Here is a 22,700-nt window from a genome sequence, read left to right on the forward strand (position 1 = left end):
CGACCGCCGAAACCAGCCGATCCCGCGCGAACAACAGATCCTCCGCCTCGGCCAGACACACCCCCGCAGACTCCGGCACCACCGCGAGCGCCAACGCGGACGCCGCCTCCCGGACCGACGCCACCAACGGCCACGACACCCGACCCGCACCGGGAGAAGAACCCCCAGAGGCGTGGCCGATGGTGGTCTCGCAAACCGGGGTGTCGGGAGCACCGCCCGCAGGAGCAGCGGCGTGTGAAGCCGCAGCGTGTGAAGTCGCGCTGTCCGCCACTGTGTGTGCAGTCCCGCTGCCCGCCGCGGTGTCCGCAGTCGCGGTCGCTGGCGCGGTAGTGATGGGCTCTGCCGGCGAGGAAATGGCATCCCGATCGCGGAAAAGTGAGCCCTGTCGCGGCCACCCGGGAAGCGGTAGCGCCTTCTCGAGTGGAAACCAGTCGGGGAGAACTCGCCTGTCGCTTTCATCCTTGCCGGGTAGAAAGTCATCAATGGCCAGTGCCGAAGCGCCGTGGGATATTTCAGGAATCCCGGCCGAGCTTGGCGCTGTTACCCGATCCCACCAATCCGCATCACAAGGGCCGGGTTCGATGCGATCTGCTGGTTGCTCTGAATAGAACCCGGAAGGTCCGAAGAGCTCAACCACACCCCACCCCCGCTCATGGATTAGAACGCCTGTATGAATAGTGCCAGATAGACGGGACGTCAGCAAGTCGAATTCGCAAATAATTTCGATGAAGAAATTGCTATCTTAATTCGGGAGATGTCGGACATGCTACATAGAAAGCGAGCCGAATGTTCTGCACGTTCTGAATGTTCTGCACGTTCTGAATGTCCTGCATGCCCGGGACGTTCTGCACGTTCCTGGATGTCCCGCATATTCTGAGTGTTCTCGACAATGCAAATGTGCCGCATCGCCGGGCGTTCTCCACCTTCTGGGTGAAGGCGCAAGGAGAGGGATCCCATATGTCGCACAAGGAGCTCTTTCCAACCTGCCGGCCCCGGTCAGCGTGGCTTCACGGAGGGCGGTGGCGAATGAGAGGAGGCTCCCGGTAAGACAGCAGTCGACCAAGATCCGATGCCCCAACCGGGAGCCTCGTTGCTGTCTTACCGTGCCTCGATTCCACTGTCCAACCACACCCTGATTCGTCTGGCCGAACTGATCCGCACCCGGCGTGCCGAACGCCGCTCCCGGTGGCGGAAGGCAGACCCGGCCCAGCAAGCGCTGCTGGTCCTGGCCCACCTGCGCAATGGCGACACCTATGCCCGCCTGGTCGGCGGCTTCGCTATTGGCACCACTACGGCCTGGCGCTACATCCGCGAAGCCGTCGATCTCCTGGCCACCCTGGCCGACGACGTGCACGCCGCCGTCGAGCGCGCATCCCGGCCGGCCTACGCCATCCTGGACGGCACCCTCATCCCCATCGATCGCCTCGCCGACGAGCGGCCGTACTACAGCGGCAAACACAAGCAGCATGGAGTGAATGTGCAACTGCCGGTAGATCCCGTGGGCCGGCTGGTGTGGGCCTCACCGGCGCTGCCGGGCGCCACCCACGACGTGACCGCCGCACGGGGCGTCGGCCTGGTCGACGTCTTGACCAGCGTCGGCGTGAAGACCTTCGCGGACAAGGGCTATCAAGGCGCAGGCGGCACGATCAGGACGCCATTCAAGCGTCATCGCCATCGTTCCTGGTTGTCACACGGACAGCGGGACGTCAACCGCGCTCACGCCCGTATCCGGGCCATCGGTGAACGTGCCGTTGCGACCTTGAAGTCCTGGAAGGTGCTGACCAAGCTGCGCTGTTGCCCGCATCGCGCGACCGCACTCGTGCAGGCGATCTTGTGCTGCAGCTCCTCGAAGAGGGCCGCTACTCAGGATGAAGGGTTCATTGTGTCGGTCGGCACTGCGAGCATGACGAAATGATCGCGACCTCTGACGACTATGCCTGGTTCTCCTACGAGCGTTTCCCCGAGCTGGCGGAGGCCTACTGCTTCACCTACGTCCGCGGCCTGGCACCAGAGCAACTGGTGGTCCGGCTCGGTGGCCAGCCGGAGGATTTCACGCCCATGACGCTTGAGGAGCTGATCGAGACTCGCCACAGGAACAGCTACGACACCGCGTTTCTCGGCGCCACGACCATAGGCGACTGGGTGTTCATCGTTGAGCCCAACGGCGGGCTCGGCGCCGATGAAAAAATCATCACTTCGTTGTCGGCGGGAACCCGCCTCGTCTCCCACTTCCGCGACGTCGAAGGCGTCGAGTACTTCTACTGGAGCGAAGATGGAAAGATCCGGTTCTGCTTCATCGCTGATGAAGGTTACGCGGAAGAGGTACCGGACGAGGTCATGGGGACCATGCAGCGGATCGACGCCGACTACAGACGCCTCTACCCCAGCGACGGGCCGGCGTTCCTCCTCGCCGAACATCTCACCGGCATCACGCTGACACCGGAACTGCTGGAGGGGTCCACCTACCTGTGCGGAGTCATCCCCGAACCGAGGTGAGCAGGATCCATCGTCTGTGACCCCCTCGGGCCAGTCGCAGCCGGTGGATCACACCGCTGCACACTCCCCCGAGATTCGCTGGGGGCACCGTTCCGCACGGATCCGATATACCAAGCCATCAGGATGAAAAAGCTTCAAGGTGAGGCGGCACCCATCGTCGGCGTGGCTGGGACGTGAGATCCCTCCCCGACCACCCGACCCATGCTCGTCTTCCGGTGGCACCGGCGCCACCGCCACTGCCGCCGCCACTGCCAGCGCCGGATGGAGCCGGGCCTCTGAGCCGGATGGAGCCGGACCCCCGATCTGGAGCCGGGCCTGTGAGCCGGATGGAGCCGGACTTTTTCGGCGGGAATTTTCGCGGCTGATCTCTCTGTCACACGGTTACCTGCAGGTGTTCTGGTGTGCTTCGTGGGGCTCGAAAGTTCCCGGTGGAGTTCGAGCAGGCGGCGGGCGGCGCATGGGGACTTCGTTCGGAGACGCGGCAGGCGAGGCGACCTCCGGCAACGGTGCGATCACCAGACGGGCTGCGACCGCCGCGCGGACACGGTTCGACACCGCAGAGGGCGCTGAGGCGAAGGCCGCGGAAGGAGTCGCGCCGGCATGCCCCGAAGGGAACGGTGGGACGTTTGAGGGACGAGAGCCCGTCCCCGGCGGGGCACAAAGACCCTGTTTCGCACCGGCCCCCGCGCAGAGGGTGGAGATATGAAACGAGCGGCCTCCGGTGAATGCGACGTCCTTCTACGTGACGGCGGGATCGCGCACGTGCGCCCGCTGCGTCCTGAGGATCGGCCCGCCCTGCGAGCGCTGGTCGATCGCACCAGCGAGCGCTCGGCCTACCTGCGGTTCTTCAGCGGCGGCAGGGCCTCCGCCCATGTTTACGTGGACCGCCTGACCGAACCCGGCTTCCATGGCCACGCGCTCGTCGCGCTGATCAACGGTCGGCTCGTGGCCGTCGCCGAGTACGTGCCCGACGACACCGGCAAGGTCGCCGACCTCGGCATCCTCCTCGACGACGGCGTGCACGGGCAGGGGCTGGGCACCCTCCTGCTGGAGCACCTGGCCCTGGACGCCACCGAGAGTGGTGTGCACGAGATGATCGCCGACGTCCTGGCCGAGAACCGGCCGATGCTCGAAGTGGTACGGGACCTGGGCCTGGAGGTCGGACGGAGCTACGACGGCGAGCAGGTCCAGCTGCGCATCACGCTGCGGCCGACCCGGCGCCTCCTGGAGAAGGTCGAGGAGCGCGCGCACGAGGCGGAGCGGGCCTCGCTGGCCCGGCTGTTCTCGCCGGAGTCGGTGGCCGTCATCGGCGCCGGCCGTGACCCCTCCAATGTGGGCCATCGGGTGCTGCGCAACCTCGTCGACGGTGGTTTCCCCGGGCCGATCTACCCGATCAATCCGCGCGCCGAGCGGCTCTGCGGGCTCGTCGCCTATCCGGATCTGGACAGCGTTCCGGGGCCGGTCGGACTGGCCGTGGTGGCCGTCCCGGCGGAGGCCGTACTGGACGTGGCCCGCGACTGCGCCCGGACCGGCGTGGGGAACCTGGTCGTGGTGAGCGCGGGCTTCGCCGAGACGGGCGACGCGAAGCCGGAGGCGGAGCTGCTGAGGATCTGCCGCGAGGCGGGGATGCGCCTGGTCGGCCCCAACTGCCTGGGCGTGGTCGACACCGGGTCGGCACTCAACGCCAGCTTCCTGCCCAAGGCGCCCGAGCCCGGCCGCCTGGCCATGATGTCGCAGTCGGGAGCGGTCGCGGTGGCGCTGATCGACCGTGCGACGGAGGTCGGCCTCGGACTGTCCGGCTTCGTCTCCGTCGGCAACAAGGCGGACGTGAGCGGCAACGACCTGCTGGAGTACTGGGAGGACGACGACAGGACCGAGGTGATCGGCCTGTATCTGGAGTCCTTCGGCAACCCGCGCCGTTTCGGCCGGATCGCCCGCCGGGTCGGCCGTACGAAGCCGATCGTGGTCGTCAAGAGCGGCCGCAGCACGTCGGGCGACCGCGCCGTGCGCTCGCACACGGCGGCGGCGGCCACTCCGGACACGGCGGTGGACGCGCTGCTGACCGGCGCCGGGGTGATCCGGGTCGACACCGTCCAGGATCTGCTCGACACGGCGCGGCTCCTGGTCGGCCAGCCGCTTCCCAGCGGCGGGCGGGTGGCGATCGTCGGCAACTCCGGCGGTCCCGAGGCGTTGACGGCCGACGCCTGCGAACGGCAGGGGCTGGAGGTCCCCGAGCTGTCGGCGGAGACCCGGCGGCGGCTGCGGGAGCGCCTGCGCCCCGGGGCCGCCGTGGGCAACCCCGTCGACCTCACCGCGGACGGCGAGGCGCCGGAGCTGGGCTTCACGCTGGAGACCGTACTGGCCGACCCCGGCGTCGACGCCGTCATCGTGGTCTACACGCCGCCGTTCGGCTCCGGCCGCGCCCGTACGGAGGCGGCGATCGAGGAGGCGACGCGTGGCACGGACAAGACGGTGCTCGCCTGTGTCGTCGGCCATGACGGGCTGATCGGCGGCCGGGTGCCGACGTACGCGTTCCCCGAGCAGGCGGTGCACGCCCTCGCCCGCGCGGTTGAGCACGCCCGCTGGCGTGCCCTGCCGGACGAGCCGGAGCCGGAGACGGAGTCGGAGAAGGAACGGCGTGCCGTCGCGGCGGCCGAGGAGATCGTCGCCCGGGAACTCGCCCGTAGGCCGGAGGGAGGCTGGCTCGACCACCGGACCGCGGCACGGTTGCTCGGCTGCTACGGCGTCGACGTGGTCGAGTCGATCGGCGTGGACGGCCCGGAGAGCGCGGCGGAGGCGGCGGCGATGACCGGGCTCCCCGCGGTTCTGAAGGCCACCGGGCCCGGCCTGGTCCACAAGAGCGACGTCGGAGGGGTACGTCTGGGACTGCGTACTCCCGAGGATGCGGCCGCGGCGTACCGGGACATGGAGCAGCAGGTCGGCCCCGGCATGACCGGGGGGCTCGTGCAGCGCATGGTGACCGGCGGCGTGGAGATGATCGTCGGCGGCGTCCGGCACGCGGCCTTCGGTCCCCTGGTCATGGTGGGGATGGGCGGGGTGGCCGCCGAACTGCTGGCCGACAACGCGTTCCGGGTGCCGCCGCTGACGCACGGCGAGGCCGCCGAGATGCTCAGGGAACTGCGCTGCTCTCCGCTGCTGTTCGGGTACCGGGGCCGCCCCGAGTCGGACGTCCGGGCGCTCGAGGAGCGGATCGTCCGGATCGGCCGGCTGCTCGACGATCTCCCCGAGGTCGCCGAGCTCGACATCAATCCACTGATCGTCACCCCGCGTGGCGTCGCGGCGGTCGACATCCGGATACGGCTCGCGCCCGCCGCTCCCCCGCCCTCGGCGTTGCGGCGACGGCTTCGCTAGTGCGGCCGGAGTACGGCCCGGAGTGCGGCCGGGCCCGCGTACGCGGTGGCCGAGGTGCCGGACGAGCGGGGGCCTACCTACGCGGGAGAGGACCCTCGGCCGCCGGGTTCGGAAGGCACCACCGCGACGGGGCACCGGGCGTGGTGCAGGGCGCCACGGCTCACCGAACCGAGCACCATCGCGCCGATCCCGCTCCTGCCGTGTGTTCCCACGACGAGCAGGGCCGAGTCCCTGGACGCCTCGACCAGCGCGGTGACCGGGTGATCGCAGATCACCTCGACCTCCGCCGGCACGCCGGGATATCTCGCCCGCCAGGTGGCGACCCGGCCCGTGGCGAGGTTGTGGCGGAGTTGCTGCATCTCGTGCAGGTCGTAGACGAACCACCCGGTGTAGAGCTCGGGAGGCAACCGCCATCCGTGCACCGCGCGCAGGGGGCAGTCACGCGACCGCGCCTGCTCGAACGCGTAGGCGAGCGCGGGCTCGCACTCCTCCGATTCGTCGATGCCGACGACCACCTCGGCGCGGGTCACCGTGTGGCCCGGCCGTACGACGACGACGGGGACGGACGTCCGCCCGGCGACGTACGCGCTCACCGAGCCCAGCAGCATCCCGGTGAAGCCTCCCCTGCCGCGGCTACCGACCACCAGCTCGGACGCCCGCTCGGCCTCGCGGACGAGGACGCGCGTCGGTACTCCGTTGACCAGCCCGGAGGACATGTCGATGCCGGGGTGTCGCTCCCGCGCGATCTGCTCGGCCTCCCGGAGGAACTGGCTCCCCGCCCGGGTCAGGGCGTCGTCCAGGCCGGGGATCGGGTAGGGCGGGCTCGCGTACGGCAGGCGATGCATGGCGTGGACCACCCGCAGGGGCGCCCCCTTCCTGACCGCGTCGTCGGCCGCCCACACGATCGCGGCCGAAGCGGCGGGTGAGCTGTCGGTGCCCACGACGATCGGTTCGACCATCTGCCCCATCTCCTCCTGAGCCCATCTCCTTCCGGGCTCTCTCGCCGCGATCACCGCGCCCGACATGCTCCGCGCCCGACATGCTCCGCGCCCGACATGCTCCGCGCCCGGCATGCTCCGCGCCCGACATGCCCCGCACGCGGTCGCGTCCCGTCAGGCGCCGTCGAGCACCTCGGAGACCGGACGCCGCGTCGTGCCGCCCACGTCGAGGGTGACCCCGAACCTCATGATCATCTGCGGGTACTCCCCGGAGCACAGCTCCTCACGCAGGAACTCGCGCAGGTGGTGCGTCTCCAGCGCCTGGGTGTGAAAGGCCGCGGTCACGTTCTCGCCGCACGCGTGCAGGAGGACGCTCTGCAGCGCCTGGCCCGCGCCTATCCATTCCTCTCGGGAGTCGCCCGGGGTGGTGAGCACCGCGACTACTCCGGGGGAGGTGGCGGCGAGGTCCGTGTCGCCGCCCCAGTGATGGCCCCTGGCGTAGTCCCGCTGGGCGAAGTGCGGTTGGGTGCGCGTGACCGAGCGCGGGTACGCGTCCGCGGGGACGCCGTCCCGGCGGACGCTGCCGGGCGGCCGGGCCCAGCGGATCAGTTCCAGGCTGAGCACCCGGTCCTGGGCCTGGACGTCCTGGGCCGCGCCGGTGAGCGCCGCGACGATCCGCACCGCCGCCTCGGACCGGATCGGGGTCAGCCGTGCGCCTTCGGCGGCGGCCTGCCGTACGAGCGTCTCGATGACGCGGTCGGGCACCGGCAGCGTGGTGAACCCCGCCCGGTGAGTACGGCGGCGCTCGACCTGAGCGTGCAGCGACAGCGTGTCGTCGTCCGGCCGGTTCACGGGTTCCAGCCGGATCGTCGCCAGCAGAGCGGGGCGGTCGGGCTCGGGCAGGACCTTCACCCGCGACTCGTATCCCAGCGCGCGCAGGGCGAGGCGCACGTTGAACAGGGCGGCGCCGCAACTGATCAGCATCTGGCGGCCTTCGGGGTCGCCCACCCGGAGTCGCCGGTCGGAATCGGCCCGCAGGCTGATCTCGTCGCCGGACACCGCGAACGCCCACGGCTGGGTGTTGTGTATGGAAGGAGCCCAGACAGCGGCCTCCACCGCGGCATGGACGGCATGGCTGATCTCTTCGGCCGTACGAGCGTTCATGGCACCACCTCCGGGATGAGGCCAGCGCATCACACGCGCGCCCCTTCCGAGCAGGGCCGAAGGTCCCCGGTGACCGGCCCGTCCGACCGTGACTTCCGACACATCCCCGACCCGTGGGTCAGTGGCGTACGACGACGACCGGGCCCCGGGCGTGATGCACGACGGCGTGGGCGATGAAGCCGAGGCCGAGCAGCGAGCGACCTTCTCCCTGGGCTCCGACGATCGTCAGATCGTGCTCGGCCGACGCCTCGATCAGGGCCTTCGCGGGATGCGCGCGTACGACCTGGGAGACGAGGCGGACATCGGGCCGGGTCTCGCGCCACCCGGCGACGGCCTCGCCGAGCAGGGTCTCCTCCTCCTGCCCGACCGCCTCCACGTCGTACACGACGGGCAGCATGTCACCGGGCCCCGTGCTGGTCGGATGGGTCCAGGCGTGGAGGAGGCGCAGGACCGCGCCGCGCAGCTCGGCCTCGCGGAACGCGAACTCGAGGACGGCGTCCTGGTCCGGCCGTCCGGTGACGCCCACGACGATCTCGCCGCGCCGGTGGGCGTGCGGCTCCCGTACGACGACCACGGGACACGACGCCCGGGAGGCGACGTGCCGGCTCACGGAGCCGAGCAGCAACTCGGTGAACCCGCCACGCCCCCGGTTGCCCACGACCAGCAGTTCCGCCGCCTCCGATGCGGCGACGAGCGTCTCCCCCGGGCCGCCGTTCACGATCTCGGTGGCGACCTGTACGTCCGGATGGCCGGCCCTGACCCGATTGGCCGCCCGCTGCAGCAGTTCCTCGGCGGCTTCCGACTCCTCCGGGCCCCAGCGGCCGGGCTGCGGGGCCAGCGGGACGTGGTAAGACCACTGGAGTGCGACGTGGACGACCCGTACCGGCGTGCCGCGCAGTACGGCCTCGTTCCCGGCCCACTCGGCCGCGTGAAGCGAGGCCGCCGACCCGTCGACCCCGACGACGATCGGATCCCTCATGGACGCCCACCTCTCCTCCGGAGTGGCTCGGGAGCATGGCGCCAACCCGCGTATGTCAGTCCCCTCCCCCAAAGAGTCACAACAAATCAGACATAGAGCCAAGAAAGCCCCACGCGGAAATATCACCCTTTATGGTGTTTTGGCAGGCGACGTTGCGGGCAGCCGGACAAAGAGCAGGCGTCACGGAAACAGCAGCACGAGTCAGCAGCACCGAACCAGCAGCACCGAGTCAGCAGCACCGAGTCAGCAGCGTGGAGCCAGCCATGGCCGAGAGCCGGAGCGAAACCCTGTGTGTCGCGTGGCATGGCGGTGGCCGCTTCGACATCCAGACCCGCGGGCACTCCGTGCGGGTCGACCAGCCGAGAGACTTCGGCGGAAGCGACACCGGTCCCACACCGACCGAACTGTTCGTCGGCAGCCTCGCCGCGTGCGTCGCGCACTGCGCCGAGCGTTACCTCCACCGATGCCAGCTGCCCGCCGGCGTCTCGGTCACCGTGCGTTACGACCTCGGCCTGCAACCGGCGCACCTCAGCAGGGTCATGCTGGAGATCCATGCTCCCGGTCTCCCGGAGGGGCTGCGGGACTCCTTCACGGCCGCCGTACGGCACTGTCCGGTGTACAACTCCCTCTACACGCCGCCCGAGGTGACGTTCGACGTCCTGACCACGGGTCACGAGGCCGTCTGCCATCACGCCTAGGCAGCACACCTGCGCTCACCGGCCCTCAGCAGCTCCACCGGCGTCCGGCGGCGTCATTCCCGATCACACGGGCAACGTTAGAACCTGCCGCTACGGCGGGTTCAAGGCCGCGCCCCCTCCGCCCGTACGGCCCGGCCGGCGGGCGGCGGCTCTGGCGATGTTCCCCGGCATGCGCCCGAAGATCAGCCCGTGCAGCGGGGTGATGGTCCACCAGTACAGGTGGCCGAGCAGGCCGTGCGGATGGAAGATCGCCCGCTGGCCGTACACGGTGCGTCCCTTGTTCTCCTGGCAGGTCAGCTCCAGCCAGGCCAGGCCGGGCAGCCGCATCTCGGCGCGCAGCCGCAGCAGGGAGCCCGGCACGACCTCCTCCACCCGCCAGAAGTCGAGAGCGTCGCCGATCCGGAGCCGGTGCGGGTCGCGCCTCCCCCTGCGCAACCCGACACCGCCCATCAGGCGGTCGAGAAAGCCGCGGAGCCGCCACGCGACGGGCAGGGAGTACCACCCGTTGTCGCCGCCGATGCCCTCGATCACCCGCCACAGACGTTCCGGCGGGGCGTCGACCTTCCGATGCCGCTCGTCCACGTACAGGCTGCCGCCCGCCCAGTCGGGGTCGGTGGGCAGCGGATCGCTCGGCGCGCCGGGCATCGACGCGGAGGACCAGCGGGTGACGACGTCGGCCTCCTTGATCCGGCGGAGCGCCAGGTCCACCGCCTGTGTGAACCCGATCAGGCCCTCGGGCGGGTCCGGCACATACCGCGCGATGTCATGTTCCCGGCAGATCGCCTCGCCCCGGAGCGACTCGACCAGCGGTCGCGCGATGCCCGCCGGGACCGGCGTGACCAGCCCCACCCAGTAACTCGACAACCGTGGCGTGAGGACCGGCACGGGCATGATCAGCCGGTGCGGCAGGCCCGCCACGGCCGCGTAGCCCCGCATCATGTCGCCGTACGTGAGGACGTCGGGGCCGCCGATGTCGAAGCCCCGGTGTACGTCGTCCGGCAGCGCGGCGCATCCGACCAGGTAGCGCAGCACGTCGCGGATCGCGATCGGCTGCGTCAGGGTGCGCACCCAGCTCGGCGTGACCATGACCGGCAGCCGCTCGGTGAGGTAGCGCAGCATCTCGAACGACACCGACCCGGAGCCGATGATCACCGCGGCCCGGAGGACCACCGTGCGGACGCCGGAACCGAGGAGGATCCGTTCCACCTCGGCTCTGGAGCGCATGTGCGGCGACGGCCTGCTCGGCGGCGTGAGGCCGCCCAGGTAGACGACGCGCCGCACGCCCGCCTCCTCGGCCGCGGACGCGAACACCCTCGCCGCCTCACGGTCCCGCGCGGCGAACGCACGGGAGGACCCCATCGTGTGGATGAGGTAGTAGGCGACGTCCGTTCCCTCCAAGACTCGTACGGTCTGCCCGTGATCCGCGGCGTCCGCCTTCGCGATCTCCACGCTGCCGTGCCAGGTCTGGTCGCGCAGCCGGCTCGGTGTCCTGACCATGCATCGCACGCCGTACCCGGCGCCGAGCAACTCGGGGACCAGCCGCCCGCCGACGTAGCCGGTGGCGCCCGTCACCAGGCAGCGGGTCGCCCGCTCAGGCCGGGACATGGTTGCGCAGGCCCAGCTCGTGGGGGTAGGGCGACAGATACGTCTGGTCGCGCAGGTACGCGGCGCCCGCGCCCCTGGCATGGTGCCGGAGCAGGGCGAGCGGCACGCTCAACGCCACCAGGTGGGCCTGGTAGTCGTGGATGACCTCGTCGAGGTCGGCCCGCCGGACCGGGTCGAGGTGATCGCTCACCATGCCGAGGCAGTGCTGCAGCACGTTGACGTTGCGCCCGATGGTCGCGCGTACGGCGAGCGCCGCGCGGAACTCGTCGGCGTAGTCGGCGGCGAGCCGGTCACCGGCGCGGACGCCCGCCTCGGCCACCAGACCGCCCATCCGGCGGTAGCCCACGGGGTCGTGCGCGAGGATCTGCAACTTGTGGCGGGAGTGGAAGGCCACCAGGGCGCCGGGACGCATCCCGCCTGATCCGCCTGATTCACCGGTGAGGAACGCGCGCAGCCGGGCGTGCGCGAAGATTCGCTCGATGAACGCCTCGCGCAGCACGTCGTCGTTCAGCCGCCCCTCGTCCTCCACGGGCAGGAGCGGGTGCGCGTCGACGATCCGGGCGGCGAACACGCCCCGGTTCCGCCGGTCGGCGGCCGCGTCTCCCGCGTAGACGGGGATGCCGTGGATCCCGCAGCTCGGGCTTTTCGCCTTGAAGATGTAGCCGTCCACGTCCAGGGTCGCCGCTTTCGCGTTCCCCAGGGACGTCATCGGTTCGGTGAGATCCCTGCGGGTCTTCCGGGTGACCAGGCGCGGGCCGTCGGGAGAGCGTTCGAGCCTGAGCGTCTCGCGGGGCGTTCCGAGGCCGATCTCCATTTCAGGACAGAACGGCACCCAGTCCACGAACTCCGACAGAGGTCCGGTGAGGAGGCGGTCACGGCAGTGCCCCCCGTTGAACCGTACGGGCTCACCGAGAAGACAGCTCGACACCGCCACCCGCGGCCTGACGTGCTCGACGCCCGAGTCGGTGGCCGCTCCGACGCTCGCGTGCGTGCTCATGTTCATGTCGCCGCCGATTCCAGAAGTGCGGAAAGCCGGTGCAGGCCCCGAGTCGTACGGGCCTTGATCGTGCCCAGGGGGACCCGGAGGCGCTCGGCGATCTCCCGCTGGGTCAGATCGCCGTAGTACGCCAGCGCGATGGCCTGCCGCTGGGCCGCCGGCAGCTCCGCGAGGGCCCGGCGGACCAGGTCGCGGTCGGCGAGGTCGTCCCCGGCCCCGCGGCCGTCCGTCGGCTCCGCGACGGCCTCGATCGGCACGGTACGCGGCGCGCGGGCGCGCAGGTGGTCGACGGCCCGCTTGTGCGCGATGCCCAGCAGCCAGGCGGACAGGCTCCTGGCCGGGTCGAACCGGTGCCGGGACCGCCACACCTCGGCGAAGACGACCTGCGCCACGTCGTCCACGTCCTGCGCCGGAACCAGCCGCCGCAGGTAGGAACGGACCATCGGCGCGTACGTCCGGAAGCACTCGCAGAGCGCTCCCGGCTCCCCGCGCGCGAGAAGCGTCTCCATCGTCTCGTCCGTGGCGGCGGCGGCCGTCGTGACCTCCGTGCCCCGCGTGCCCCGTGTGTCGCCGCGTGTGTCAGCCATGTCGACGAGCCCCCGTTTTCGGACGTGTCCGCTGCGGTGCCCCCGGCGCTGCCGCCGTGCTCCCCGGCCGTACGGAAAACTACTCAAAACCTATTCATAGGCAGGCGTGCTGACACCCGTCAACCTCGTCAGGAGCATGCGGCCACCAAGAACGGGTCAAACCAGTGCGGCCATGACCTGGGAGACGGCCTCGTGGAAGGTGCTCACCCGGATCACGTGAGGGGGCAGCCCGTCCCACCAGCCGGGGCCGCCGACGATGATCCGGCCGGACGGGCGTTGTCTCGGCAGCGCGGCCAGCGGGGCGGGGTCGCCGGTCTCGCGCATCTGCGACCAGACGACGACGGCCACCGGATGCAGACGGCGTACGGCCCCGGCGAGCGCGGAGGGCGGCGTCCTGGCGCCGAGCATCCGCGTCTCCACCCCACGCTCGGACGACAGCGCCGCGGCCAGCGCGTGGATCGGCAGGCTGTGCTGCTCGTCCTCCGCGCAGGCGAGCAGGACCGGACGCGGATGCACCGGCCGGGCCGGCCGCGCGGACAGCGCGTTCAGCGCCGCCATGAGCCGGTCGGAGAACAGGTGCTCGACCTCGACGCCCCGCCCGGTCTCCGCCTGACCGCGGCAGATCGCGGCGAAGGCGGGCAGGACCAGCCGCCGCCACGTCCACTCGACGCCGTGCCGGGCCAGGGCGGCGCCGATGCCGTCCGCCACGGCGACGGCGTCCAGCGCCGCCGCCGCGCCCACCAGGCGGGCGGCGGTGGGAACACCCCCTCCTCGCGGCGCGCGCTCCCCCGCGAGAGCAGGTCCGGAACCTCGCCGGCCCACGACGGCGGGGGACGGCTCCATGGACTCGGGCCGGGGAGCCGGGCGTGGCGTCAGCGCCGCGCTCGCCGCGTCGGCGGGCACGTAGCCGGCGCGGATCAGGCGGTGCATCTCCCGCAGGCGTCGCAGGTCGGCGGCGCTGTACCTCCGGTGGCCGCCGGGGCTCCGGCCGCTCGCGCCGATGCCGTACCGCAGGTTCCAGGTGCGCAGCGTGGGGATCGGCACGCCGATCATGCGGGCGACGGCGCCGATGCCGTAGCCGTGCTCACCCCCGGGCTCGTCCTGCCCCTGCTCGTCCTGCTCGTGCTCGTCCTCGATGACCGGCGTGCCGCCGGTCTCCGGTGCCCTCGGCGTTTCCTCGTCCATCGCTCCGTACCGTGCCCTGCCGTACCGTGCCCTGCCGTGCCGTACCTGCCGTGCCGTACCTGCCGTGCCATACCTGCCGTGCCATACCTGCCGCTCCAGCGTGCCATCCGCGGGAGCACCCCCATGCCAGTCGATTCGCGTACGACCCCCGCCGCGGATGCAACCGCCGGAGCACCGGCGCCGAATGCTTCGTCGATGGACACCGCGATTGTGCTGTTCACCAGGGACCTGCGCGTGCACGACCACCCGGCCCTGTCCGCCGCCTGCGAGCGCGGCGGCCGGGTGGTGCCGCTGTTCGTGCTGGATCCCGAGGTGCCCGCCGGCCACCGGACCGGCTTCCTGCTCGACTGCCTGGCCGATCTGCGCGAGTCGCTCCGGTCCCGGCACGGCGACCTGCTCGTACGGCGGGGCGACGTGGTGGCCGAGACCATGCGGCTGGCGCGCGAGGCGGAGGCCGACGCGATATACGCGAGCGCCGACGTCAGCGAGCTCGGGCGGAGCCGGGAGCGGCGGCTAGCCGGAGAACGGGTCGACGTCCGCCTGTTCCCCGGCCTGACTGTCGTCCCTCCCGGCGCGCTGACGCCGTCGGGAGGCGGGGACCACTACCGGGTCTTCACGCCCTATTGGCGGGCGTGGTCCCGCAGCCGGCGCCGCACGGTGCTCCCGGCGCCGGCCCGTGTCCCGGTGCCGTCCGGCCTGGTGGCGGGCGACCTGCCCGACCATTCGTCGCACCCGGCCCTGGAAGGCGGCGAGTCGGCCGCCCGCGCCCGCATGAACCGGTGGGTGGCGCAGGGGCTGGACGGCTACGCCGACGGGCACGACGACCTGGCGGGCGACCGCACCTCGCGGTTGAGCCCGTACCTGCGCTTCGGATGCGTCTCACCGCTGGACCTCGCCGATCACGCGGAGGCGGGGGCGGACGAGGAGCACGCGTTCGTCCGGCAGCTTTGCTGGCGCGACTTCTTCCACCAGGTGGCCTGGGCGTTCCCGCGGATCAACCGCGACGACTACCGGCCGGGCTCCCGGCGGTGGCGGGACGACGCGCACGCGGTGAGCGCGTGGAAGGAGGGCATGACGGGCGTCCCGATCGTGGACGCGGGTATGCGCCAGCTCCTCGCCGAGGGGTGGATGCACAACCGGGCGCGCATGATCGTGGCCGACTACCTCGTCAACCACCTGGGCGTGGACTGGCGGGTGGGAGCCGCGCACTTCTTCGACCTGCTGCTCGACGGAGATGTGGCGAACAACTCCGGCAACTGGCAGTGGACGGCCGGCACCGGCAACTCCACCCGCCCCGGCCGCGTGCTCAACCCGGTGCGGCAGGCGAGGCGGTTCGACCCCGGCGCCGCCTACATCCGCAGGTACGTCCCCGAGCTGGCCGGTCTTCCCGCGATCGACGCGCGCGAGCCGTGGCGCCTGTCCGAGGAGGTCCCCGGCTATCCCGCCCCGCTGACCCCCGTCGAGTGATCGGCCCCACACTCCGGTGACCGTCCGCGTGAACTCCATGATCCCGATCGCGGCCGCGCGGCAGAGGTCGGGGCCCCCTGACCGACGGGGACGCCGGCGCCCCAGGCTCCGGCGTCCCAGCCCCGGTGTCCCCTCGGCCCCCTGGCCCGGGAGGATCCGTGTGGAGACATGTCAGGAGATGCTGCGCCCCTCCACCGCGTCGAGCACCAGCGGGGCGGTCCCCGCGTCGCCGCGAAGGCCGAACCCGTAGCGGTACCCCGCCCGCACGTCCGGGTCGGTCAGCTGCGGGAGATGCTCGAGCGTGGCGGCGGTGAGCAGCTTCCAGCCGTCACCGGAGTCGGCGTACATGGCGGCCCGGTCGCCGACCAGCGACAGGGCGAACCGGCCGCCGTCCGGGATCGTCACGCCCTGCTTGACGCCGAAGACCGCGAGGCCGCCCGGCACCTGCGGGCCGCGCACCTCGAAACCGGCGAACTTGGCGGTGTTGACGTAGAAGGCCGCCACGTCGGTCGTCCCGTCCTTCACCAGCCCGGCGTACACCGTGTCCATGTCCGTGGAGTTCCCCTGGAACTTCCTGATCGTGATCGCGGTGCTGAACGCCGGGTTGCGCGGCGAGACGTCCCCGGCGACCAGGCCGAACCAGCTCGCGGTGGGATGCTCCGCCGACAGCGTGCCACCGCCGACGGTCAGCCGCGGCGTCTCCTTGTCCTCCGGCAGCACCCGGTGCTTCTGGTAGCGCGCCGAACTGTCGGTGTCGAAGGTGTCCGAGAACTCCCGGTTGGCGAACGCGTCCGGGTTGGGCGGCACGTAGGCCGCCGCCGCCGGCAGCCGCACTGTCACCCGGTGCGTCTCCCCGGCGTAGGTCGCGCAGACCACCGGATGGTTCCCGTCCGCCGGCGAGTACGCGGTGAGCTTCGTGGTCGTCGTACGGCTCTCGCCGGTCCGTGTGCCGGTCACGCGGAGCACCGCGGGATCGACGGTCACACCGTCACAACCGCCCAGCCTGATCGAGCCGACGAGAGGCAGCACGTCGTGGTCGGTCACGGTGAACGTCACCGCGGACCCGATCACCCCGCGCTCCGCGGCCGAGGCCGTGATCTCGACATTGCGGTGCCCCGCCGAGGGCACGGCCACCGGGGCCAGACTCAGCCGGTCGATCTCGTAGGAGCCCGCCCAGTCGGAGCCGACCGAGCCGCGCACCCACACCTTGACGCGGGAGATGGCGCCACGGCCCGCCCATCGGGACAGGTCGAGGGTGAGCCGGTTCCAGCCGCGGGCCGGGTCGATCGAGCCGACGCCCTCCGCGACCTGTCCGTCGGGACCGTAGACGCGGACCTTGGCCGAGAACACGTTCCCGGGCGTGAAACCGTCGTCCGCGGTCTCCGGCACGCGGACCGACACCGACAGCTGCGGCGTGCGCGAGGCGTCCAGCGCCTTGTCGAGCAGCAGGTCCGCGCCCTTGTACGGCTTGGCGTACATCGACCAGGACGGGAGGTCGCGATCGAAGCTCACGCGCAGCGCGTGTCCGCCGTCGACCGCCACCCGCTCGACGGCCGCGGCGTTGTCGGAGGGGCGCCAGCCGCCGGTGTCCTGCTCGAAGTCGGAGATCACCCGTTCCAGCGCGGGCTTCGCATCCAACTGGACGCCGACGGTGGACGGGACCTTCCGTGTCGCGAGCTTCGCCGGATCGAAGCCCGGGATGGCGTCCTTCCAGTCCGCGATGCCGATGATCTTCTTGGCGAACTCGGTCACCTCGAGCGAGCGCTCCGTGTCGATGTACCTGAAGACGTCGTACAGCGGCTTGCGGTCGCCGGGGTTGGACGGGGACGTGTGCTCCTCGTCCCAGGTCCACAGGCCGAGGCGCAGACCGCCCTCCTGCTTGTGGTCGACGTGCCGGTGCAGGATGAACGAGTCGATACCCTCGGAGAACGCGATCTTGTAATACGCGTACGCGTAGGCCGCGGCCTGAAGCTTGAGCGCGTCGTCGCCGTAGTCCTGGGAGTTCAGCCCCTGCTCGGACAGGATCACCCGGCGCGGCCGCCCGTCGAAGAGCAGGTGCTCCTGGGCCAGATAGCGCGGCAGCACCTCGATGTTCTTGAACGTGATGCGCAGCGTGTCGAAGCCGTCGGTCGCGGTCTTGTCGTTCCAGAACGCCGGATCGAACAGGTTCTCCGGGTACGGATGGTAGGCGATGTACCAGTCGAAATCGCCCTGGGCCTTGGTGATGGCGTTGAGGCCCTCCACCACGTCCCTGCCCTTGTAGGTGTACGTCGGGTCGTCGCCGACGGCGCCGGTCCAGAAGTGGGTCAGCGACGTGTAGACCCGTCCGTTGGCGTCCGCCTTGCGCACGGCCTGCCAGGTCAGCCGCAGGGCGCGGGCGTACTGCTCCAGGAAGACGCCCCGCTCCTGGTGCCCCATGTTGTACCAGTACTGCTGGGCGTCGATCTCGTTGCCGACGATCCAGCCCCAGGCCCTGCCGTACTTCGCGTCGGCGCGGGTGTAGCGCTGGGCGAAGAAGTCCATGGCGGCGGTGAAGTACTCCTCGCCTTGGGCGTTCTTCACGTTGAAGGCGTACACCGTGCCCTTGCCGATCTCCGCGTCGGGATGGATCAGCGTGGACGCCGCCGAGCCGGCCTTCTTGCTGTCGTAGACCAGGACGATCATGTTGACCAGGATCCCGTTGTCCGACAACGGCTTGACCTGCGCGTCCACGCCCGTGACCGCGCTCTTGTCGAAGTAGTAGCGCTTGCCCTGCGAGACGAACTCGATCGTCTTGCCGGGGTCTCCCGGCCCGGCCAGCATCACCGTGTCGAGGGCCAGGTTGATGGCCGCGTGGGCGGTGCCGAGTTCCTCGGCGTCGTCGGTCATCTGCACCTGCAGGCCCTTCTTGCCCGGCACCTGCGGGTAGGGGGCCTGGTTCGCCGCGGGGAAGCGCAGGTCGGTGGCGTAGCGCACGCCGCCGAGCACCTCACCCCCGTCGGCGACGGCGAGGAACTTGTCGTGCAGCCGGTCCTCGTCTCCGTCCAGGCGGGGCACCTCGGCGGTGAACGTGCCGTCGGCGGCCGCGTCGACGGTGGCGACCGGCTGCTCCCCGGCGCGGCTCTCGGGGTCCTGCCAGGCGTCGAGCGCGTACAGCGTCACCCGGCCGCCGTTCGACGCGCCGGTCACCACGACCGTGTCCTGTCCGACGGCGACGCCGGTGACGCCGGTGACGCCGGTGACGCCGAGGGCCGTCCGCGCGTGGGCGGGAGTGCTCACCGACAGTCCCGAAAGGGCCAGGGTGAGCGCGAGGAGCCCGCCGCGCAGGCGCGCGGAGCGCGTGCGGACCCGGGGTGAGGACGAGTGTGTGTGCGACATTCCATCTCCTGTTCGGGGGGGTTCATGACAGGAAGTGATCGTCCGGGTTACTTGGCCCAGTCCTCGTCGCCCCAGTTGTTCTTCTTGATCCCGGCCTCGACGCCGCGGTCCCACCACTTCTGCAGGTCGGGCAGCTCCTCCTGCAGGGAGCGCTTGCCGAGCAGGAAGCCGTCGAACACCTCGCGGAAGGGGGAGCCCTCCGGTCCTCCGGGCAACCCGTGGACCCGGTAGATCTTGCCCCACTCGCCTTCGAGCAGGCCGGCGGTCTCGGACGACGGCTCCACGCCCTCGATCGCGGGCAGCCCGCCGGTGGCGTCCAGCCAGGGCTTGACTGCGGGCGAGCTCATGAACTGCAGGAACTTGATCGTGGCGGCGTACTTCTCCCCCTTGACCGTGGACGGGACCATGTAGCTGGTGCCGCCGACCGAGGCCCCGTAGCGTGCCGGGGCGTCCGTGGACACCGGAGTGGTGGCCTTGGTGATCGTCGGGAACGGCATGGTGCCGATCGCGAACTTCGCGTCCGTCTTGAGCGCCTCGACGGCGAAGTCGGTGCCCCACGACATGGCCGCCTTGCCCGTGACGAAGTCGCGGTAGCCGACGGTGGCGCCGCCGTCGGCCACGCCGCTCCAGTTCGGCGTGCCGTTGTCGAAGAACTCCTTGTAGAGCTTGAGCGACTCGGCCACCTCCGGCGTCTTGGCGGCGGTGAGCGTGCCCTCCTTGATCGCCTTGGAGAGGGACTTCTCCGTCACGCTCGGCGCCTTGCCGGGCTTGCCGGTGACGTCGAAGTAGTTCCACTGGTCGTAGTACTTGTCGGTGAGCTGCGTGGTGATGGACTCCCAGGTCCAGCCGGCGGCGAGCGCACCCTTGTCCAGCGCGACGGGGTCGTACCCGGCGGCCTTGAGCTTCGCGCAGGCGGCCCGGAAGTCCTCCCAGGTCGCGGGCGCCTGCTGGATGCCCGCCTTGGTGAAGGCGTCCTTGTTGTAGAACAGGCCGATCGCCACCAGGTTGAACGGGATGTACTCCAGCTTCCCGCTCTCCTTGCTGAGCGCCTTGGACACGTCGGGGCCGAAGTACTCCTTCCTGAAGACGTCGATCCAGCGCTGGTTGCCCGGCACGTACGGGTTGGGCTTCTGCAGTTCCTCGTCGAGCGCGTGCACCTCGTGGGCCTTGTGCGGCGGCTGGTTGAAGACCAGTTCGGGCGCGGTGCCCGCGGCGAGCTGGGAGGTGATCGTCTGGGTGAAGCCGTCGAGCGGGAGCACCTGGGTGCGCACCTCGATGCCCGGCTCGCGCTTCTCGAACGCGTCGACGAGCGCCTCCCAGGCCGGACCGAAGCTGCTGCCGCTGGTGTTCCACTGGTTCGGACCGGCGAGCGTGATGGTCACCTTGCCCTGCCCGGCCTCGCCGGTGTCGGCCTTCTTGTCGGTGCCGAGCAGCCCGCAGCCGCCGGTCGCGACCGCCAGCGCCGGCAGTGCGGCCAGCAGTGCGACGGAGGGCGTGCGCGTACGGCGGGGCGTACGTGAAGTCATGATGGAACCTGATCCTTTCTGGGGGGTGATGCCTGGTTGATACGTTTCAATCTCGTGCTCGGCAGATGCCGGGCACAGATGGAACCGAGGGCGGGTCAGAGGAAGCCGATCGCAGGGGTCAGGCCAGGCGGAGCGGGTCACGGGAGCGGGTCATTTCCCGGAGACGATCCCGCCCTGGATCCCGGCCAGGAACCACTTGGACAGGAAGGTGAACAGCAGCAGCAGCGGGAGGCTCGCCAGCGCGTACCCCGCGAACAGCGGCCCCCATTGCTGGGCGTTCTGGTTGGCGAAGAACGCGAGGCCCGCGGGAATCGTGCGGAACTCGTCCGTCTGCACGGTGAGAAGCGGCCAGAAGTAGTCGTTCCACACGCCCAGCACGGTCACCAGCGCCACCGTGCCGATGACCGGGCGGGCGAGCGGCAGCATGAGCGAGACGAACACGCGGATCCCGCCGGCCCCGTCGACCCGGGCCGCCTCGAAGATCTCCTCGGGGAGCTGCGCCATGTAGGTGCGCATGACCACGATCCCGAACACGGTGTTTCCGGTGATGTGCGGGATGATCAGCACGAGCCGCGTGTCGAGGATCTCCAGATCCCGCATCAGGATGAACAGCGGGATCAGGCTCGTGATGGAGGGCACCATGAGCAGCGCCGCGACGAGGCCGAACAGGACGTTCCTGCCGGGGAAACGGAAGCGGGCGAACACGTGGGCCGCCGCCGTGGCGAGCACCAGCGCGCCGGCGATCGCGAGCCCGGCCACCACGAACGACGTGAACAGGTAGGGGCTGACCTTCTCCCAGGCGACGGCGTAGTTGCCGAGGTGGACCGGCCAGGTGGGTGTCCAGTAGCTCGCGTAGAACTGCTCGTTGTCCTTGAAGGACGCGACGAACATGAACAGGTAGGGGAACAGCCCGACGAAGGCGAGAAGCGAGAGCAGGCCGCCGACGACCAGGTCGGTCCGGCGTGTGCGGCTCACCCGGTTCCGCGCGCCCGGTCGGGACGCCGTCCGTGCGCCCACGCCCACACCCGCGTCCGTGAACGGGGACGGGGACGGGGACGGGTCCATGTCCGGGGACGCGTTCGGGGACGGGGACGCGTCCGGGGATTCCTCACGCAGCGGCACCCTTGCCTCCTCTCTTGCCGATCAGCAGCGCGCCCACGCTCACCCCGAGTGTGAGCATGAAGAGGACGGTGCCGAGAGCCGCCGCGTATCCCCAACTCGTGTCCAGGAACGCGGCGTCGAGCATACGCAGCACCGGGACCTGGGTGGCGTTGTCAGGGCCACCCTTGGTCATGATGTGCGCCTGCAGGCCGTACTGGAGCACCGCGATCACCGCGAGCACCAGCAGCAGCTTGACGTCCCGCAGCATCATCGGCAGGTCGATGCTCCAGAACCGCCGCAGCCGGCCCGCGCCGTCGACCGCCGCCGCCTGGTAGATCTCGGCGGGGACGTTCTGCAGGGCGGACAGGAAGACCAGGAACGGCAGGCTCGCCACCCACGGGAAGCCGACGGTCATCAGCGCGGCGAGCGCGGTGTCCGGGTCGCCGATCCAGTTGTGCGCGAGCCCGTCGAGGCCCACCGCGCGCAGGAAGCTGTTGATGACGCCGTCCCTCGGGTCGTACATGAACTGCCACAGCAGCACGTTGACCACGGCGGGGAAGGCGAGCGGAAGGATGAGCAGCGTACGGAAGACGAACCGCAGCCGCTCGCTCGACAGTGACATGACCAGTTCGGCGGCGAGCAGCGGGAACGCCCACATGAGGGTGGTCGCCCAGATGAAGATGACCCCGACGTTGCGGAACGACTCCCACCACACGTCGTCGCCGAACATGGTGACGAAGTTCTCCAGGCCGACGAACGGCGAGCTGAAACCCGGCCGCCACTCGTAGAAGGAGTGCAGCATCCCGCTCAGGGCCGGGTAGTACGCGAACACCGCGAGCACCACGAACGTGGGCAACAGGACGAGGTAGACACCCCACGGGACGCGCCGGCGTCCGGGCGATGCCTTACGGCTGATCACGATGGAACGGCCTCTCCGCTAATCATGTGGAACCTCACGACGAACATGGAATGACCTCCGGCCCGCCGATCGGTTACCCAGGAGGCATTTGAACGTTTCAGGAGTGTTTCGAGTCTCGTCATCCCCTTCGCACGTGTCAATAGCCAGGGATAACGGTTTGTTCACCATGGGAGGGTGCGCGGCGTCGCCGCCTCATCCGGGTTCCGCGTGGTGAAACGTTCAACTACCCGGGGCCCGGCGAACGCCCGGGACGGCGAGGTGGAGCGGCGGACTTCACCCGGACTTCACCCGGGCTCCACCCCGCCACCC

The 22,700-nt window shown here is 70.4% G+C and carries 15 protein-coding genes and 1 pseudogene; 5 read left to right on the top strand and 11 right to left on the bottom strand.

Annotation, left to right across the window (positions count from 1 at the left end):
* The first annotated feature begins 1,090 nt into the window (after positions 1 to 1,090).
* The 3 genes and pseudogenes from IMZ11_RS38315 to IMZ11_RS38325 all read left to right on the top strand — a co-directional run bounded on the left by IMZ11_RS38315 (position 1,091) and on the right by IMZ11_RS38325 (position 5,868).
* Positions 1,091 to 1,872: pseudogene (locus tag IMZ11_RS38315) on the top strand (transposase family protein).
* Between the two features lie 39 nt (positions 1,873 to 1,911).
* The gene (locus IMZ11_RS38320) at positions 1,912 to 2,496 is read left to right on the top strand and encodes a DUF6461 domain-containing protein (protein ID WP_228647749.1); all 585 of its coding nucleotides are present in this window, start codon (positions 1,912 to 1,914) and stop codon (positions 2,494 to 2,496) included.
* 702 nt (positions 2,497 to 3,198) lie between these two features.
* A complete protein-coding gene (locus IMZ11_RS38325; protein WP_228647751.1) occupies positions 3,199 to 5,868 on the top strand; it encodes a bifunctional GNAT family N-acetyltransferase/acetate--CoA ligase family protein in 2,670 nt (889 codons plus the stop codon).
* A gap of 77 nt (positions 5,869 to 5,945) precedes the next feature.
* Here IMZ11_RS38325 and IMZ11_RS38330 read toward each other — a convergent pair whose 3' ends face one another.
* The 3 genes from IMZ11_RS38330 to IMZ11_RS38340 form a co-directional block, all read right to left on the bottom strand.
* A complete protein-coding gene (locus tag IMZ11_RS38330) occupies positions 5,946 to 6,827 on the bottom strand; it encodes a universal stress protein (RefSeq protein ID WP_228647753.1) in 882 nt (293 codons plus the stop codon).
* 153 nt (positions 6,828 to 6,980) lie between these two features.
* Entirely contained in the window at positions 6,981 to 7,970 is a 990-nt protein-coding gene (locus IMZ11_RS38335; protein WP_228647755.1) for a nitroreductase family protein, read from the bottom strand.
* Positions 7,971 to 8,088: 118 nt separating this feature from the next.
* Positions 8,089 to 8,949, bottom strand: a complete 861-nt coding sequence (locus IMZ11_RS38340) for a universal stress protein (RefSeq protein WP_228647757.1) — start codon at positions 8,947 to 8,949, stop codon at positions 8,089 to 8,091.
* Positions 8,950 to 9,212: 263 nt separating this feature from the next.
* Here IMZ11_RS38340 and IMZ11_RS38345 point away from each other — a divergent pair, with 263 nt between their 5' ends.
* Positions 9,213 to 9,647, top strand: a complete 435-nt coding sequence (locus tag IMZ11_RS38345) for an OsmC family protein (protein ID WP_228647759.1) — start codon at positions 9,213 to 9,215, stop codon at positions 9,645 to 9,647.
* Between the two features lie 90 nt (positions 9,648 to 9,737).
* Here IMZ11_RS38345 and IMZ11_RS38350 read toward each other — a convergent pair whose 3' ends face one another.
* The 4 genes from IMZ11_RS38350 to IMZ11_RS38365 form a co-directional block, all read right to left on the bottom strand.
* Entirely contained in the window at positions 9,738 to 11,252 is a 1,515-nt protein-coding gene (locus IMZ11_RS38350; RefSeq protein ID WP_228647761.1) for an SDR family oxidoreductase, read from the bottom strand.
* Positions 11,239 to 12,249, bottom strand: a complete 1,011-nt coding sequence (locus tag IMZ11_RS38355) for a DUF523 and DUF1722 domain-containing protein (RefSeq protein ID WP_228647763.1) — start codon at positions 12,247 to 12,249, stop codon at positions 11,239 to 11,241. The genes IMZ11_RS38350 and IMZ11_RS38355 overlap by 14 nt, the downstream gene beginning before the upstream one ends.
* Positions 12,250 to 12,251: 2 nt before the next feature.
* Positions 12,252 to 12,836 (bottom strand): RNA polymerase sigma factor, encoded by a 585-nt coding sequence (locus IMZ11_RS38360; protein ID WP_228647765.1) that lies wholly within the window; start codon positions 12,834 to 12,836, stop codon positions 12,252 to 12,254.
* Between the two features lie 156 nt (positions 12,837 to 12,992).
* Positions 12,993 to 14,021, bottom strand: coding sequence for a MerR family transcriptional regulator (locus IMZ11_RS38365; protein WP_228647768.1), 1,029 nt, complete (start codon positions 14,019 to 14,021; stop codon positions 12,993 to 12,995).
* Between the two features lie 195 nt (positions 14,022 to 14,216).
* On the opposite strand from IMZ11_RS38365, the gene IMZ11_RS38370 reads away from it, so the two are divergent.
* Positions 14,217 to 15,488 (top strand): deoxyribodipyrimidine photo-lyase, encoded by a 1,272-nt coding sequence (locus tag IMZ11_RS38370; protein ID WP_228647770.1) that lies wholly within the window; start codon positions 14,217 to 14,219, stop codon positions 15,486 to 15,488.
* Between the two features lie 171 nt (positions 15,489 to 15,659).
* Here the strand turns inward: IMZ11_RS38370 and IMZ11_RS38375 are convergent, their stop codons facing one another.
* The 4 genes from IMZ11_RS38375 to IMZ11_RS38390 form a co-directional block, all read right to left on the bottom strand.
* Complete coding sequence (locus IMZ11_RS38375; protein WP_228647772.1) at positions 15,660 to 18,845, bottom strand: DUF5722 domain-containing protein; 3,186 nt, start codon at positions 18,843 to 18,845, stop codon at positions 15,660 to 15,662.
* Positions 18,846 to 18,892: 47 nt separating this feature from the next.
* The gene (locus tag IMZ11_RS38380; RefSeq protein WP_228647774.1) at positions 18,893 to 20,371 is read right to left on the bottom strand and encodes an ABC transporter substrate-binding protein; all 1,479 of its coding nucleotides are present in this window, start codon (positions 20,369 to 20,371) and stop codon (positions 18,893 to 18,895) included.
* A gap of 150 nt (positions 20,372 to 20,521) precedes the next feature.
* A complete protein-coding gene (locus IMZ11_RS38385) occupies positions 20,522 to 21,493 on the bottom strand; it encodes a carbohydrate ABC transporter permease (RefSeq protein WP_228647776.1) in 972 nt (323 codons plus the stop codon).
* Complete coding sequence (locus tag IMZ11_RS38390; protein ID WP_228647778.1) at positions 21,480 to 22,391, bottom strand: carbohydrate ABC transporter permease; 912 nt, start codon at positions 22,389 to 22,391, stop codon at positions 21,480 to 21,482. Before IMZ11_RS38390 ends, IMZ11_RS38385 begins: the two co-directional genes overlap by 14 nt.
* Between the last annotated feature and the right edge of the window lie 309 nt (positions 22,392 to 22,700).

The organism is Microtetraspora sp. AC03309 (assembly GCF_020826795.1).
Taxonomy (GTDB): Bacteria; Actinomycetota; Actinomycetes; order Streptosporangiales; family Streptosporangiaceae; genus Microtetraspora; species Microtetraspora glauca.